General features: G+C 62.3%; 13 protein-coding genes and 1 pseudogene. 11 read left to right on the forward strand and 3 right to left on the reverse strand.

Features of this window, described 5'->3' with window-relative positions:
* Both H2510_RS17150 and H2510_RS17155 read right to left on the reverse strand, forming a co-directional pair.
* A complete protein-coding gene (locus H2510_RS17150; protein ID WP_186629495.1) occupies positions 1-1,425 on the reverse strand; it encodes an MmgE/PrpD family protein in 1,425 nt (474 codons plus the stop codon).
* Positions 1,422-2,234: a cyclase family protein gene (locus tag H2510_RS17155; protein ID WP_186629496.1), complete on the reverse strand. Its 813-nt coding sequence runs from the start codon at positions 2,232-2,234 to the stop codon at positions 1,422-1,424. Before H2510_RS17155 ends, H2510_RS17150 begins: the two co-directional genes overlap by 4 nt.
* A gap of 164 nt (positions 2,235-2,398) precedes the next feature.
* On the opposite strand from H2510_RS17155, the gene H2510_RS17160 reads away from it, so the two are divergent.
* From H2510_RS17160 to H2510_RS17195, 8 genes and pseudogenes are all read left to right on the forward strand, one after another.
* A complete protein-coding gene (locus tag H2510_RS17160) occupies positions 2,399-3,754 on the forward strand; it encodes an MmgE/PrpD family protein (protein WP_186629497.1) in 1,356 nt (451 codons plus the stop codon).
* Between the two features lie 253 nt (positions 3,755-4,007).
* A pseudogene (locus H2510_RS17165) lies at positions 4,008-4,196 on the forward strand (methylamine utilization protein); the annotation flags it as partial.
* A gap of 164 nt (positions 4,197-4,360) precedes the next feature.
* Complete coding sequence (locus tag H2510_RS17170; protein ID WP_186629498.1) at positions 4,361-4,615, forward strand: BatC protein; 255 nt, start codon at positions 4,361-4,363, stop codon at positions 4,613-4,615.
* Positions 4,612-5,871, forward strand: coding sequence for a cupin domain-containing protein (locus H2510_RS17175; RefSeq protein WP_397517375.1), 1,260 nt, complete (start codon positions 4,612-4,614; stop codon positions 5,869-5,871). The genes H2510_RS17170 and H2510_RS17175 overlap by 4 nt, the downstream gene beginning before the upstream one ends.
* Positions 5,868-6,746, forward strand: a complete 879-nt coding sequence (locus H2510_RS17180) for a sucrase ferredoxin (RefSeq protein ID WP_186629499.1) — start codon at positions 5,868-5,870, stop codon at positions 6,744-6,746. The genes H2510_RS17175 and H2510_RS17180 overlap by 4 nt, the downstream gene beginning before the upstream one ends.
* 69 nt (positions 6,747-6,815) lie before the next feature.
* Positions 6,816-7,232, forward strand: coding sequence for a VOC family protein (locus H2510_RS17185; protein ID WP_186629500.1), 417 nt, complete (start codon positions 6,816-6,818; stop codon positions 7,230-7,232).
* A 29-nt stretch (positions 7,233-7,261) separates the two neighbouring features.
* Positions 7,262-7,672, forward strand: a complete 411-nt coding sequence (locus tag H2510_RS17190) for a DoxX family membrane protein (protein ID WP_186629501.1) — start codon at positions 7,262-7,264, stop codon at positions 7,670-7,672.
* A gap of 94 nt (positions 7,673-7,766) precedes the next feature.
* Entirely contained in the window at positions 7,767-8,762 is a 996-nt protein-coding gene (locus tag H2510_RS17195; RefSeq protein WP_186629502.1) for an MBL fold metallo-hydrolase, read from the forward strand.
* On the opposite strand, the gene H2510_RS17200 is transcribed toward H2510_RS17195, so the two are convergent.
* Positions 8,720-9,805 carry a DNA polymerase IV gene (locus H2510_RS17200; RefSeq protein ID WP_186629503.1) on the reverse strand — a complete coding sequence of 362 codons (1,086 nt, stop codon included), beginning with the start codon at positions 9,803-9,805 and terminating at the stop codon, positions 8,720-8,722. The genes H2510_RS17195 and H2510_RS17200 overlap by 43 nt on opposite strands.
* A gap of 81 nt (positions 9,806-9,886) precedes the next feature.
* On the opposite strand from H2510_RS17200, the gene H2510_RS17205 reads away from it, so the two are divergent.
* The 3 genes from H2510_RS17205 (at position 9,887) to H2510_RS17215 (ending at position 15,058) form a co-directional block, all read left to right on the forward strand.
* Positions 9,887-10,552, forward strand: coding sequence for an SIMPL domain-containing protein (locus H2510_RS17205; RefSeq protein ID WP_186629504.1), 666 nt, complete (start codon positions 9,887-9,889; stop codon positions 10,550-10,552).
* A 291-nt stretch (positions 10,553-10,843) separates the two neighbouring features.
* On the forward strand, positions 10,844-14,116 hold the full coding sequence (locus tag H2510_RS17210; protein WP_315901405.1) for a DEAD/DEAH box helicase: 3,273 nt from the start codon (positions 10,844-10,846) through the stop codon (positions 14,114-14,116).
* Between the two features lie 252 nt (positions 14,117-14,368).
* Positions 14,369-15,058, forward strand: a complete 690-nt coding sequence (locus H2510_RS17215) for a YqjF family protein (protein WP_186629505.1) — start codon at positions 14,369-14,371, stop codon at positions 15,056-15,058.
* Positions 15,059-15,137 lie beyond the last annotated feature (79 nt).

Genomic DNA, 15,137 nt, shown 5'->3' on the forward strand with positions numbered 1-15,137 from the left:
CTACCGAGTGGCAGTACCGATTCTCCTCAGCGGGGCGAGCAGGGTGCCGATGTCCGTCAGATCGGGCAGTCCATGGCACCGCTCGGCCAGCTGGGCCACATCCGATTCGGACATGAACGGCCCCGCGTTCGCGCGGAACTTCGCCGAGACCTCCTCGAAGGACAGCGGTCGCTCGGGGCCACCTCGGGTGGTGAGCACTTCCTCCACCACCGTGGTTCCATCCGTCAACGTTGCGGTCAGCACTGCCGGGAACTGGTGCGGAAAGATGGCGTCGCAGCGTGCATCCGGAACCACATCGACCTTGGCCATCAGCGCTCGGCGATCCTCGGCATTGGCCAGTTCGTCCGAATAGTCTTCCAACGCTGCTCCGAGTCCGCCGCCGCCGAACATGCCCACTGCAAGTGCGTACGGTCCGCTGAACTGGGCCATGTAACCGGTCGTCGGTGTGCGTTTGACCTCGATCGGCTCACCGATGGTTCGCAGGTTCGCCGCCGGCACGCCGAGAACCAACTTCTCCACATCGGTCGGCGCAATACCACGATTGCGAAGCGCCGCACCCGCGTCGACCGCAGCATGGGTGAAGTGATTCGCCGGGTAAGGCTTGAAGAAGATGTTGGGCACAGCCCATTCCGTTCCAAGGCCGTCGACGATCTCCGACGCCCGGCCCGGTTGATGCAACCACGCTTCGAAGAAGCCGAATCGGCCTTCGAGCACGGTCGGCGGGCCGGTGATGCCGTGTCGCGCAAGTCCCGCAGCAGCCAATGCCGAATGTGCTGCCCACCCGCAGTGCATGCGCTTGACGGTGCCGCCGGTGCGGTTCGCCTCGATGATTCCCGACGCCATCGACGCAGCGATTCCGAGAGTGTCGACGATCTTCGCTTCCGATGCGCCGCCGATGACGGCAGCTGCTACCGCTCCACCCATGGCGCCGCAGATCGACGTCGCGTGTTGACCGTGTTCGAAGAACACCGAGTTCTGGGTCTCGGGGTCGAAACCTGCCATGCCGATCCGGACACAGACTTCCAAGCCGATCGCTATGCCACGAACCAACGTTCGCCCGTCGGCGCCGTGTTGCTGGGCTGCGGCCAATGCTGCAGGTACGACGGTGGCGCTCGGGTGCAGGATCGAGGGCAGGTGGGTGTCGTCGAAGTCGAGAGAATGCGCCAGCACGCCGTTCACGAATGCAGCCATCGGCCCTGGTAGCGCCGCCTCGACGCCCACTGCGAAAGCCTTTGCCGCTCCGCCTTGCTCGGTTGCCCAGGCGATTGCGGCGCGGCTGGTATCGAGGTCGGTCGCCGCAATGGCGATACCCAATGTGTCGAGTACGCGCATTCCGACGCTGTCCACGACTGCGTCGGGCAGGTCCTCGAACCTGGTGCCGGCGGCAAAGCGCGCCAGATGCTGGGCAAGAGTGGTGTCGGTCATGAGTTGGTCACAGCCAACGGTCGAACCGGGGAACCCGTAGCGCCGAAGATGTTGAGCGGGACCAGTACGAAGGTGAACTCGTACTGCTTCTTCGTGGACAGTTCTTCGAGGTCGAGTGCTTCGATGATGTAGATACCGCTCTCCACGAGGAGAACTCGGTGGGCTGGAAGAAGTGCGTGCCCGCCACCCGGCGCGAGTTGCTCGAACGCGATCGTGTCGGCACCTGCGGCATGCACCTTCTTGGATGCGAGCCACTGCGCGCCTGCTTCGCTGACTCCGGGAACTCCCGAAGGACCCCCAACGTAGGGCTGGCCCTCGTCGAACAATTGCCCCCAACCGCTGCGGATCAGTACGACATCCCCTTCGGACACCGCTACCCCCTCAGCGCTCGCGGCCGCTTCCAAGTCTGCAACGGTGATCTCGTAACCGCCTTCGCAGCGGCCGATTCCGAGCATCGATGGAATGTCCAGTAGGACTCCACGCCGAACCATCGGCGCAATGGTGTGAACCCCGTGTTCGACATACTTTCCACCGATGCAGGACTGGCCTGCGTCGGCGCCGCCGTGCAATTTGCCGTCGTGTGAGACATGCGCAAGCGCATCGATGTGCGTGCCCACGTGCGTTCCGGTCGTGATCATGTCGTTGGCAGCGCTACCACCGTCCGATCGCGTCATGTCGCCGTGACGGCGAGGCAACGTATGCCAGAACTGTGGGTGATTCGGCGATTGCGGCATGCCCACGCGCAATTGCCGACCCAGGTCGACGATCTGCACCCCAGCCTGAACTGCCTGGAGAAGTTGATCGGACATTGAGTTTGTCTCCTTCACTCGCAACATAAACGGTTCATGAGTCGCGCCGTTCCGCTCAACGAAACAATGCTCTGAGGGAGGCTGCAGTGCTTCACAGGCTAGCATTGCTGGCCTTTCGATCACCGTTCATTGACCACGTGAACTCAAATTCATACAGTTCACTCATGGCATCGGACTACATGTTCCCCTCAGCGGAACATTCCACTGCATTATTGGCGAGAACCGTGTGCGAACTGCGCGACGGAGGCATCTCGTCCGAACTCAGCGAGCGCGCTCGGTCGATCCTGCTCGATCTACTCGGCGTCACCATTGCCGGCGCGCGTACGAACGAGCTGCGAGCATTGTCGGCCACCTGGCGACTGGAACCAGGAAAAACCCGCACTCTGGGAAGCCGAATCGAAACCACGATCTCCGCGGCAGCCGAACTCGACGCGATAGCGGCGTGCTGCCTCGAACTGGACGAGGGCAACAAGTACGCCGCAGGGCACCCTGCCGCCCACGTGGTTCCCGCCGCCATAGCCGCGACCCGAATGTCTTCGACGCCCGTCGACGGTCACACATTCCTCGCGGCGGTCGTCGCGGGGTACGAAGTCGCGGCAAGATTCGGCCACGCACTCACCCGGGACTCGCGATGGCACACGCACGGCCATTGGGGTGCGACGGGAGCAGCTGCCGCTGCCGCATCAATCTGGGGCGCCGACACCGACCGAGTCGCCGCCGCGATCGACGCATCGGCAGCGCTGATCCACGTTTCACCCTGGGGCGTCGTATTGGAGGGAAACTTCGCTCGAAACCTCTGGATCGCAGGCGCAGTTCGTGCCGGACTCGATGCCGCACGGCTGTCCGAGGCTGCGCTGGTAGACAACTCGGGGGCGCTCGCACACTCTCTCGGAGACATCGTCGGCACCCTCGACTACCCCCGCCTGACCGAAGACCTCGGCACACGCTGGCTCACCATGGAGGGTTACGCGAAACAACACGCAAGCTGTTCCTACACCCATGCCGCCATCGACACGGTACAAAGCCTGCGGGCCCATGCAACGTGGAGCACCGAAGACGTCGAACAGGTTCTGGTACGGACGCATTCACTGGCGGCACCACTGTTCCAACGTCATCCCACAACACGGCTCGGTGCAATGTTCTCACTGCCGTTCGCGGTCGCCGCCGCATTCGTCACCGACAGAATCGACACCGAAGCCCTCGACCCCGTCGGGCCGGTGTTCACGATCACCGAGGAATTCAGCAATCGAGTACACGTAACCGCAGCAACGGAATTGGACGAGCTGCTGCCCCGACGTCGAGCCGCCGAGGTCACGGTCGTCCTACGCAGCGGAGAGGAAATATGCGCGCTGACGCCGAATCCGATCGGCGATGTCGATCATTTTCCGATGGACTACGCCGCGATCGAAGACAAGATCGCCCAGCTCATCGGCGAAGAGGACACGGCCGCACTCGCAGCGGTCGTGTCGAGCATCGCCGACACCACCGATGTCGCAGGACTGTTCGAGCGTCTCCCATAGTCGGTCAGGGCTCACACCAGCCCTTCCAGCTCCCGCACACCGGCGAGGAGGCACTCGATCAACCCGTCGCCGTCTCGGCGCCCCCTGCCTACGCCGCCCTGAAGGCAGAGCCCGCCGACCACGTCGGAGCCTCGCTTCCGAACGGGGACCGCGAGTGCGACTCGGCCGATCCTGGTTCCGAACAGCAGTGATACCTTTCACGGCTCCATGCGCCGCCGCAGATGGCGCGGCAACTGTGCCCACGCACCGAGAAGCAGCGCTGTTCGTGACGGAATCCCTCGGCCGCTGCATGCCCAGCGCGTTGGCAATCGTGCACACCCGAAGCGGTGGCTCGATGCCGGGCTTCCTGTCACTGATGTGCGTCGTCGACCGTCGGGTGCAGGCGCTCACCGGTGCGGTACTCGTCGGACTCGCTGTGTTCGGCTGCATCACGCTGATCTGAGCGGCCACTTCCGTGTTCTGGTTTCTTTCGAGGTTGTGGCCCCAAACCGGAGGGAACATGTAACAGTCGAGCACAGTGTTTGGAATGTGGAAGATACGTCAATCCACTCGCTGGGACGGGGTAAGCCCGTCGATCCTTCAGTACCGTCGAGCGAAAGGTATCCGATGAACATCAACGACGACGACATCACCACAACCGGCGGAGCAGGCGAAGGCCCAGCCGACGGCGGCTCCAACCCCAACGGACACGACGGCGGTGCCGACGGCACGGCAGGTCCCGGTGAAGGCCCAGCCGACGGCGGATCCAATCCAGGCGGCCACGACGGCGGTGCCGATGGCCCGGCTGGATCCGGCGAGGGTCCAGCTGACGGCGGATCCAACCCCAGTGGCCACGACGGCGGTGCGGACGGCACGGCTTGAGCCTGACAGATATCGACCAGCGCGGACCGGAATTCCGGTCCGCGCTCGGTCGTCTGATAGCCGTCGACGGGGGGAGATTCGCCGATGAGTATTGGGGGAAGAAGCCACTGCTCTCGCGGGCATCCGACCTCGCCGCCTCGTTCGAAGATTTGATGACGCCCTCGGCCGTGGACGAATTGATATCGCGTCGTGGGGTGCGCACTCCCTTCGCACGGATGGCCAAGGATGGGTCACTGCTGGACAAATCCCAGTTCACTTCGTCCGGTGGTTTCGGCGCCGAGATGCCCGATCAGCTCGATTCCGCGGCAATTCTGTCCGCGTTCGCCAGCGGTCACACTCTTGTTCTACAAGGCCTGCATCGGCTGTGGCCTCCCCTGATCGACTTCGTTCGCGATCTGGTCGACGACATCGGTCACCCGTCACAAGTCAACGCCTACATCACCCCGGCCTCGTCGCAGGGATTCGATCCGCACTACGACGTGCACGACGTATTCGTCCTCCAGATCAGCGGTGAGAAGCGGTGGATTCTCCATCCGCCTGTGCACACGCACCCCTTGGCCGATCAGCCCTGGTCCGACCGGCGCAGTGCCGTCGAGCAGCAGGCACTCGAAGCGCCCGCTCTCGATACAGTGCTCGAGCCCGGCGACGCCCTGTATTTGCCTCGTGGCTGGATACACTCGGCAGAAGCATTGGGCGATACCACTATTCACCTCACCATCGGCGTTGCATCGTTCAATGAATTCGATGTAGCGACTCAGCTGATCGGTCTGCTTGCGGACGACGCCGGTCTTCGTGAACCGCTCCCCGCCGGTATCGACCTCACCGACTCCGACGCTCTCGCACCGCATATCGACCGAGTGCTCGGCTCCATCGGATCGATCCTCACAGACATCCGAGGCGACACCGAACTCCGACGCCGGATCGCCAAAGGACTTGCAACACGCTTCGTCTCCGCCACGCGACCCGAACCAGTGCAGCCGCTGAAAACTGTCGCCTTCATGACCTCGCTCGACGCCGACAGTTCGGTGGTGTGGCGTCGTGGGTTGACTGCCTCTGTCGACGTCGACGGAGGCAAAGTTCATCTCGGTCTTCGCGGTACGACGATCTCGCTCCCTGTCGAATGTTCGGCCGCGGTGATCCAACTTCGCGCAGGGAAGGTCTGCCGCGTCGGCGATCTGGCCGGCCTGAACACCGAGAGTGCCATCGTCGTGACTCGCCGTCTTCTCCGCGAGGGAGTACTGGTACCGGCAGAATGAGCGGGCCTGCCTGCAGCGACCGCGCCCGCGAGCGCGGTGACGCCTTGGCCGGATCCGGGTCGCCGGGAAATCGATGGTTTCTCGTCGAGATCGACGGATCCTGGGGACACTCTGCTTTCTTGAATTCGGCCAAGGTGCTCGATCCGGACCTGGGTTTGCGCATCGTTCGCCGTGTCGAAGGTGCCGGCATGCGCACGCTTGCCATCAGGCGACCTGATCGGCGGCTGAGCGAGGCGCGAATGAGATGGGCCATTGTCGATTGCGAGGTAGGTTCGGAGTCGATCCGATGGGGTGAGGTCGACGCATACGAGGAGCTTCTCGACGTCCCACTCGACGGATCGACGGGAGAACCCTCGCCGGATCCGATCGTCGCTGTCTGCACTCACGGCCGCCACGACCGATGCTGCGCCGTCCGCGGACGGAAGGTGCTCCCGGCATTGAGGGAACACCACGAGTCGGCGACCTGGGAGTGCTCTCATCTGGGCGGAGACCGATTCGCCGGAACGATGATCGTGTTTCCGCAAGGCCTCTACTACGGCAACGTCGACGACGCCGACGTCGCGACGATCGTCGATCGGCACCAGGCGGGATTTCTCGACCCCCGCTTCCTGCGGGGTCGAAGTTCACTGTCGGCCCCGGTTCAGGTCGCCCAACATCATGCCCGTGCGGCACTGCGCGAGGAAAGAATCGACACGTTGAATCCGCTGTCGACAGCGCAACACGGCAGCACATGGACCGTGGAGCTCGACCACGACGGCGCTCGTATCGTCGTGACGCTGGCGCAGGGCGTGTCCGAGCCCATCACCACGACCTGCGCGGCAGTGCGCGCCGGCGCCGTCAGAACCTTCGAGTTGATCGACATCGCGTTGCCGTAGAAAAAATCCCGCAGGCTGCCCTTCCACCTGCCTACGATGGTCGACGAACCCATCGACAGAGGAGGACCCATGCCTACTCGACTCAATCCCTACCTGAACTTCCGCGGGCAAGCGCGCGAGGCGTTGGAGTTCTATCAGCAAGTGCTCGGGGGTGAACTGACGTTGAGCACCTTCGGGGAATTCGGAGCCGTCGCCGACCCTTCCGAAAAGGACCAGATCATGCACGGCCAACTCGACTCGCCGAGTGGGCTGACCCTGATGAGTTCCGACACCCCCGCGAGCATGGCGTTGAGCGTCGGCGACAACATTTCCGTCTCCCTCAGCGGCGAAGACGAAGCGGAGCTGCGGGGCTACTGGGACAAACTCGTCGTCGGCGCGAAGCAGACGATGGGGCTCGAGAAGGCACCATGGGGCGATACCTTCGGCATACTGACCGACAAGTTCGGCATCAGCTGGTTGGTCAACATCACCGGTACCCACTCTTGATCGGATAGCACTGGGTGCACGATGAACCGATGAAGACGATTGCACGTATTCTGCTCGGTTCGTTCTTGATTTTCGCCGGTCTGAGTCACCTGTTCTGGGCGCGTGAGGCGTTTCGTGCGCAGGTGCCCTCGTGGGTGCCGCTCGACGCGGACTTCGTGGTACTGGCCTCCGGCGGCGTGGAGATCGCTCTCGGCCTGGCCCTTGTCGTGCTGGTACGTCGGCGAGTAGCTCTCGGCTGGATCGTCGCAGCATTCTTCGTTGCGGTCTTCCCCGGCAATATCTCGCAATTCCTCACTCACAGTGATGCTTTCGGCCTCGATACCGATGCAGCTCGCGGTATCCGATTGCTCTTCCAACCGATACTCGTGGCCTGGGCATTATGGTGCACAGGCGCGTGGGCCGCCTGGCGATCGCGGCGATCGGGTGCCCGGGTGCGGTAGTTCGAACTGCACCCGGATGTTGCCGTCCGTAACCGGACGGTCAGTATGGAGGTAAGTACAACTGATTACATGAACTAAGCAACGAGGTGGCGTAGTGAGCGACGCAGCAGCAATCGGCGACGGTATCTTTCAGATCCCCGTCCCCATCACGGACAATCCGCTGGGTAATACCCTCGTCTACGCAATGGAATCCCCCGGCGGGCTGATCCTGGTCGACGCAGGATGGGACGACGACAATGCTTGGAACGGCCTGACCACCGGCCTCGAGTCGTTGGGCCACTCGATCACCGACGTCGAAGGCGTCGTGCTGACGCACTTTCATCCCGATCACATCGGACTGTGCGGTCGAGTCCGGGAAGCTTCCGGCGCATGGATCGCAATGCACGAGGCCGATCACTCGCAGTTCGAGGCCATGACTGCCGATCGCGGCCCGGAGTGGGCGAATCGGGAACTCGACAACCTCGTGGCCGCCGGCGCCCCTGCGGCCGACATCGAGGCATGGCAGAAGCACGCACCTTCGGCCCCTACCGGGCCGAAGTCGGCCCCCGACCGCGTGCTCACCGACGGCGAGATCATCAAGCTCACCGGCCGCGAACTCGAAGTCGTCTACACGCCCGGCCACACCCCCGGCCATGTGTGCTTCTATCTACCCGAATCAGACGTCATGTTCACCGGCGACCACGTTCTTCAGAAGACGACGCCACACGTCGGGAACTTCGTCTATCCCCTGGAAGAACGCGACGCGCTCGCCGAGTTCATGGACTCACTTCGACGCGTCCAAACACTGGACATCACCCGTGGCCTCGGGGCGCACGGCATCCCGATCGACGACGTCGCAGGCCGTGCCGGTGAGCTGATCAGCCATCACGGGGAACGACTCGATCACCTGTACGAGGCCTTCGGTGACAACGAAATCACCGTGTGGCAGGTAGCCGAACGAATGAAGTGGTACAAGCCGTGGGCGGATATCTCTCCGTTCGGCAAGACCATGGCGTTGTCCGAGGCCGCTGCACACCTCCGCCATTTGGTGGCACTGAACCGAGTTGCTCAGGTACCGGACTCCGCGCCTGCACTGTTCGCCAGAGTCTGATCATTCGGCGGAGTCATCTCGAGCCGAACACCCAATAGCCTGACCTCTCGCGCATGATCCAGGCGATCGACGAGAGCGGCAGCCGTGTCGGCGATCGTGTCCCCATCGAGCGTCGGCGCGGCGAGTGCTGCTGTGGTCGTATGGGTTTCGAAAGGTGCATATCGAATTTTGAGCGTGACGCGTACTGCCTGCCTGTTCTCGGCGAGCAGATCTTCACGAACGCGATGAGCGAGTCCACGGACCTCCTGCCGCACCGCAACGCAATCGGTCAGATTCTGTTGGAATGTCGCTTCGCGGCTGTGCGAGCGCGCAACCCACGGTTCCGCCGACACTGGCGAGTCGTCGACGCCGCGGCCCTTCGTCCCGATCCACGGACCTGTCTTCGGGCCGAAGGCAGCGGCAAGTAGCTTATCGTCCGTCGCCGCCAGTTCCGATACCGTGGTGATCCCCAGCGCCGCAAGCTTCTTCGCAGTCTTCTTTCCAATTCCCCACAGTGCATCGGTGGTGCGCTCCCCCATCACCTCGAACCAATTCTCATTCGTGAGCGTATAAATGCCCTGGGGTTTCCCGAAGTCGGTGGCGACTTTCGCCCGCAACTTGTTGTCGCCGATACCCACCGAACAATGCAGCCCCGTCGCCGCGAACACGGCATCGTGCACAGTCCGCGCGAACGACACCGGACCCGCGGCGTCGACCCCGAGAAATGCTTCGTCCCAACCCAATACCTCGACGATGACGTCCAGCGACCGAAGCGTGTCCATGACGCTGTTCGACGCAGCGGTGTAGGCCTCGGCGTCGACAGGAAGAAATATCGCGTCAGGGAGTTTTCGAACGGCTACTCGTAACGGCATCCCGGATCCGACACCGAAAGCCCGAGCCTCGTACGACGCGGTGGAGACCACCCCGCGTTCGGTCGGATCGCCGCGGCCGCCGACGACCACCTGCTTGCCGGCGAGCTCCGGTTTACGAAGCACCTCCACCGCGGCGATGAACTGATCCATATCGACATGCATGATCCATCGTCGGCGCGCCGAGATCGTCATAAGTTCATTGTGGCCCGAGCACAGGCTCACGCGCGATCCTTCGCGGTGATGAAGGTCCGACGCTGTGGAACACTCGCAACCATGGATTCGAACCCCGTCGAAATCACCGTCCTAGGACAGGGCCAGGCCACGTTCGCACCGGAACGTTGCACGATATCGCTGACAGTGAGGTCCGACGGCCGCTCCGCGGAGTCTGCTACCGAGCCCGCCCACCGGTTGGTCCGAGAGTTGACCGAACTCATCGATCCGCTCTACAACTCGAAATCGGGCCCGATCGACAAGTGGTCTCTCGATCAGGTGCGGCACAGCCGAAATCGGCCGTTCAATCACGATGGCGAGCAACTCCCCTACGTCTATCAGGCCGTAGCCTCCATCGACGTCGAGTTCAGCCAGCTCGATGTCATCGACGCGTTCGTCTATGCGGTGTCCGCGCTCGACGGCGTCGACATCGGCAGCTTCGATTGGAGGCTGACCGAAGAGAGCGTGCAGGAAAACACGCGACACGTTCGCAAGCTGGCAGTACAGGATGCTCTCGACAAGGCCGAGGTGTACGCCCAGAGCGTCGGGCTCTTGTCGGTGAAGGCACTGGCCATCGCCGACCCCGGGTTGCTCGGTGTCACCGCTGTACATCAGGAATACGGGATGGCCACACGCGCCTACGCCGGCCGAGAAGCCGAGGGGTTCGAATTGAAGCCCCAGGACATCGTCCTGCGGGCCGAAGTGCACGCGCGGTTCGCCGCCAACTGATCGGACCGTGTTCGCACCGCTCCACGAAGGGCTGTATGAAGACCGCAGGGACGCACGGTTCGTCGTCGACCGCTGCAGTCAGTTCGCGATCGTCGCCGCAGGTACCGCCGTAGCGGGCCTGCTCGATGATCCCCCAACCGACACTGCCGGGTGCGACAAGGTCGTCCGTTCTTCCGGCGCGGAATCCCCGCCCCTTCGACGTACTCGAAACGATCGCCACAGCTGACGACCTCGATGTGACCTGAGCGTGCGTCTGCGACCTGTCGGTAATCACGCCTACCATGGGTAACCGTGACCATTCCCTCCATGGACGAGCTAGAAGTCGACGCCCTCGAAATCCGCTTCGGGACCGACACGTTCACGCACGGATCGAAATACTTCGAGGAGGGCAGAGTTGGGCAGGTCACGTGGGATCGACGGGCATCGACACTGTCCTCGCAAGTACGGGGCAACCGAGCCACCCCGTATTCGACAGTGGCCACCATGTCGACCCGGATGGGCGCCATCGTGGCCGTGGAATACGGCCGCTGCAATTGCCCCGTCGTCTTCAACTGCAAACACGCCGTCGCACTGATTCTGCAGGCAAAAGCCGACAGCGTCCGAACGCCGACGCGCGGACCGATGAACACAGCGGGCCATTGGTCACAGGCACTTGCATCCGTCATCTCCGCCAAGCCCGCCGAGCTCGACGGGCCAAGCAGCGGACGCATCCGCATCGGACTTCAGTTGGGCTTGGAACCGTCGGTCGACCGCGCCGACGCAATTCGACTACTGGCCCGCCCGGTGATGTTCAACGAGCGTAAAGCCTGGGTCGGCGGCGGCGTCTCGTGGACGTCGCTTCCTTCCACCACGGATCGACGCGTCCAGCGTCAGGTCGACATTCTGCGGGAGCTGTATGCGCTGCATCAAGTGCGCTCGCGTGGGCGCTCGGCATACTCGTTCCAACGGACCGACTCCGCGACGATCGACCTCGCAGACATCTCCGGTCGGCTGCTGTGGGATCTACTGGGCGAGGCACGCGAAGTCGGACTTCCGTTGATCAACGCACATCGCATACTCGGTGAAATCCCATGGCCAGGAGAAGGAGAGTTCACCGTCGACATCACTTCCGGTGATTCCGGATCCCTTTCCGTGATCGGCCGAATCACCCTCGACAGCAACATAATTCCGCCCAACCGTCGGAGCTTCCTCGGCAATGACGGTTCAGGGATTGTGTACTGGGACGACGAGGCGCACACAAACCACGCAACCCGCGATTTTCGACTCGCGCGGTTGTCGAGGCCGGTCCCGGCCTCGCTTCGACGGATCGCCACGACCATCGACCCCATCGAGATACCGTCCTCGGATCGTGCGGACTTCACGACGAAGTACCTGCCAGCACTCGAGCGTGCCAGCGATGTCGTATCTTCGGACGGCTCGTACACCGCACCCGTCGTCACCGGCCCCGAACTCCATATCACGGTAACCTACACCGGAGACAACCGACTGACGTTCTCCGCCCAGTGGCGCTACTACCTCGACAGTACCGAAATCGACTATCCCGCCGAAGTTTACAGATCAGCCGAGGGAATTCGCGATCCCGACTCGGAGGTTGCGTTGCTGCGCAGAGTCCTTCCGGTACTGAGCCGACCCCCTGGCAACGAATTCATCTCGTTTACTGCCGTCGGGATCTCGGCCGGCATTCTGGTCACCGACCAGCTACCGATCCTGGACGCGTACGACAACGTGCATGTGACGACTGTCGGTGAGCTTCCAGACTTTCGCAATGTCAGCGACGACGTCGGCATATCGTTGTCCACCACTGCAATTCGAGGAGATAGCGACTGGTTCGATCTCGGCATCGCAGTCACCGTCGACGGCACCGATGTCGAACTCGCCACGGTCATCACTGCCATTGCTCGCGGCGAGACCCACCTGATGCTCTCCGACGGCCGGTTCTTCTCGCTGGAACGCCCTTCGTTGCTCACCCTTCGACGGCTGGTGGAAGAAGCGCGGTCGTTGCAGGACAACGTGAACGGACCGTTGAGAATCAGCCGATACCAAGCCTCACTATGGGAGGAGCTCGCCGAACTCGGTGAAGTGACTCGGCAGGCAACAGCGTGGCGAGAGCAGGTCACAGCGCTGTTGAAGCTCGATTCGATCCCCCCTCAGCCTGCTCCTGCCGGTATAGGCGCTCAGTTGCGGCCGTACCAGCTCGAAGGCTACTCATGGCTGCTCTTCCTGTGGACCCACGGTCTCGGCGGAATCCTCGCCGACGATATGGGCCTCGGCAAAACAATCCAGGCGCTGGCGATGATCACCAAGATTCGAGAGAGCGGACCATTGCCGGCCCCGTTCCTCATCGTGGCCCCTACCAGCGTGGTGCACAACTGGGCACGAGAAGCAGAAAAGTTCGCGCCAGACCTCAACGTGGTCACGGCCGGCGAAACACGAGCACGACGGCGAGGCCCGGTGGGCGACATCGCGCTCGGTGCCGACATCGTCGTGACGTCCTACACAGTCTTTCGCCTCGACTACGACGACTTCGAAGCAGTGTCCTGGTCAGGGCTCATCCTCGACGAGGCGCAATACGTCAAGAACCACAAGAGCAAGTCCTACCAGTGCGCTCGGCGACTGTCCGCTCCATACAAGCTCGCCATCACTGGCACCCCGATGGAGAACAACGTCATGGAGCTGTGGTCCTTGTTGTCGATCACCGCACCTGGACTCTTTCCCTCACCGAAGAAGTTCACCGACAACTACCGCAATCCCATCGAAAAAGACGGTGACACCGAACAACTGAGAACCCTTCGGCGACGCATCAAGCCGCTGGTACTACGGCGGTCGAAAGATACTGTGGTGCAGGATCTTCCCCCGAAGCAGGAGCAGACCGTCGAGGTCGACCTTCATCCACGCCATCAGCGCGTCTACGAAACGCGGTTGGCCCGGGAGCGTCAGAAGATACTCGGGCTGCTCGACGACTTTCAACGCAATCGAGTCACGATCTTGCAATCACTGACCATTCTGCGTCAGCTCAGCTTGGATGCGTCTTTGGTCGATGAGAAGCACTCGGATATACCAAGCGCCAAGATCGACGAGCTGGTCGATCAGTTACACGAAATCATCGAAGGTGGCCACCGAGCGCTCGTCTTCAGCCAGTTCACCAGGTTTCTGTCGTTGGTGCGCGATCGCCTCGAATCCGAAGGTATTGCTCTCGTCTACCTCGACGGAAGCACCCGAAACCGCGGCGATGTCGTGGAACGTTTCCGTAGCGGAGAAGCGCCGGTGTTCCTGATAAGCCTCAAGGCCGGCGGCGTGGGCCTCACGCTCACCGAAGCCGACTACTGTTTCGTACTCGATCCCTGGTGGAATCCCGCGACCGAGGCCCAAGCGGTGGACCGTGCTCATCGCATCGGTCAGGCACGCACCGTGTTCGTCAACCGGTACGTCGCCCGCGGCACCATCGAGGAAAAGGTAATGGAACTCAAGGAGCGCAAAGCCAAACTCTTCGCAAGTGTCATGGACGACGGCGGTGCCTTTGCCGGCGGACTCACAGCAGACGATATTCGAGGGTTGATCGAGTAAGCGGCGGAGGAGGGGAGCGCTTTGGTAGGTTCGCTCCCCTCCGCTTCAATGGTCCATTCATACGATCAGATAGCTTGTGAGCCCCATTCAAGCGGCAACACATCACGATCGACACCGACAAACGAACAGATTGACCGCCGAACACGGCCGGAGTTCGTCCACCGGGTCGTTCACGCCTAGGCTCGAGATGTGGACCGACTTAGTGCACAACGCCTCTGGCCTCGGCCGCCGATTCTCCCGCGACCTATCTTGATGGACCAGCGCTGGGAACGTGTGGTGTTCTTGCATTGGAAGGTCCCCAGCGCCCTCGTGGCACCGCTGCTGCCCCGAGGCTGCACACCGGACGAATTCGACGGCTCGTCTTGGGTCGGTCTGATCGGGTTCGAGATGGTCGGCGCCGGATTCGGATACCGCCGTCCAGTCCCCTACTTCGGGACCTTCGCCGAGATCAACGTTCGGCTGTACTCCATTGATGGCGAGGGACGACGGGGAGTGGTCTTCCGATCATTGGAAGCTAGCCGGCTCGCAGTCGTCTTGGGAACCAACCTCGCTCGCGTTCCGTATCGATGGGCGTCTATGACAATCGATGACGACAGATCCACCATCAGATACCGAAGTAGACGCATCGCTCCACCCCACCGCGGAGCATCGACCGACTTCGCCGTTGTGCGCGGGTCACGGGATATGTCAGACGAACCGTTAGCCCAATTCCTCACGGCACGTTGGGGTTTACATACATCGGCCGCTGGACGGCTCATGTACGTACCAAACCTGCACAGCCGGTGGAAACTTCTCGACGCTGAGTTGGCTCATTGCTCAGATCAGCTGATCGAAGCTGCAGGTCTACCGAACATCGCCGGCAGATCACCGGACTCGGTGCTGTACTCGGATCACGTCGCAACACAGTTCGGACGGCCCTATGCGGTGCGTGCGATTGGCTGATCGGCTCGCTGGCGATTTCCAAACGCACGGTTCAGGCTGCCTACTTATCGCTTCAATGGTCCATTCATACGATCAGATA

The sequence above is a fragment of the Rhodococcus sp. BP22 genome, from assembly GCF_014281965.1.
Lineage (GTDB): Bacteria > Actinomycetota > Actinomycetes > Mycobacteriales > Mycobacteriaceae > Rhodococcoides.

Bases quoted from the DNA above. Each gene is read 5' to 3' on its own strand.
- H2510_RS17160 (WP_186629497.1), top strand. From the start codon at position 2,399: ATGGCATCGGACTACATGTTCCCCTCAGCGGAACATTCCACTGCATTA.
- H2510_RS17155 (WP_186629496.1), bottom strand. From the start codon at position 2,234: ATGTCCGATCAACTTCTCCAGGCAGTTCAGGCTGGGGTGCAGATCGTC.
- H2510_RS17185 (WP_186629500.1), top strand. From the start codon at position 6,816: ATGCCTACTCGACTCAATCCCTACCTGAACTTCCGCGGGCAAGCGCGC.
- H2510_RS17205 (WP_186629504.1), top strand. From the start codon at position 9,887: ATGGATTCGAACCCCGTCGAAATCACCGTCCTAGGACAGGGCCAGGCC.
- H2510_RS17170 (WP_186629498.1), top strand. From the start codon at position 4,361: ATGAACATCAACGACGACGACATCACCACAACCGGCGGAGCAGGCGAA.
- H2510_RS17200 (WP_186629503.1), bottom strand. From the start codon at position 9,805: ATGACGATCTCGGCGCGCCGACGATGGATCATGCATGTCGATATGGAT.
- H2510_RS17150 (WP_186629495.1), bottom strand. From the start codon at position 1,425: ATGACCGACACCACTCTTGCCCAGCATCTGGCGCGCTTTGCCGCCGGC.
- H2510_RS17180 (WP_186629499.1), top strand. From the start codon at position 5,868: ATGAGCGGGCCTGCCTGCAGCGACCGCGCCCGCGAGCGCGGTGACGCC.
- H2510_RS17190 (WP_186629501.1), top strand. From the start codon at position 7,262: ATGAAGACGATTGCACGTATTCTGCTCGGTTCGTTCTTGATTTTCGCC.
- H2510_RS17215 (WP_186629505.1), top strand. From the start codon at position 14,369: ATGGACCAGCGCTGGGAACGTGTGGTGTTCTTGCATTGGAAGGTCCCC.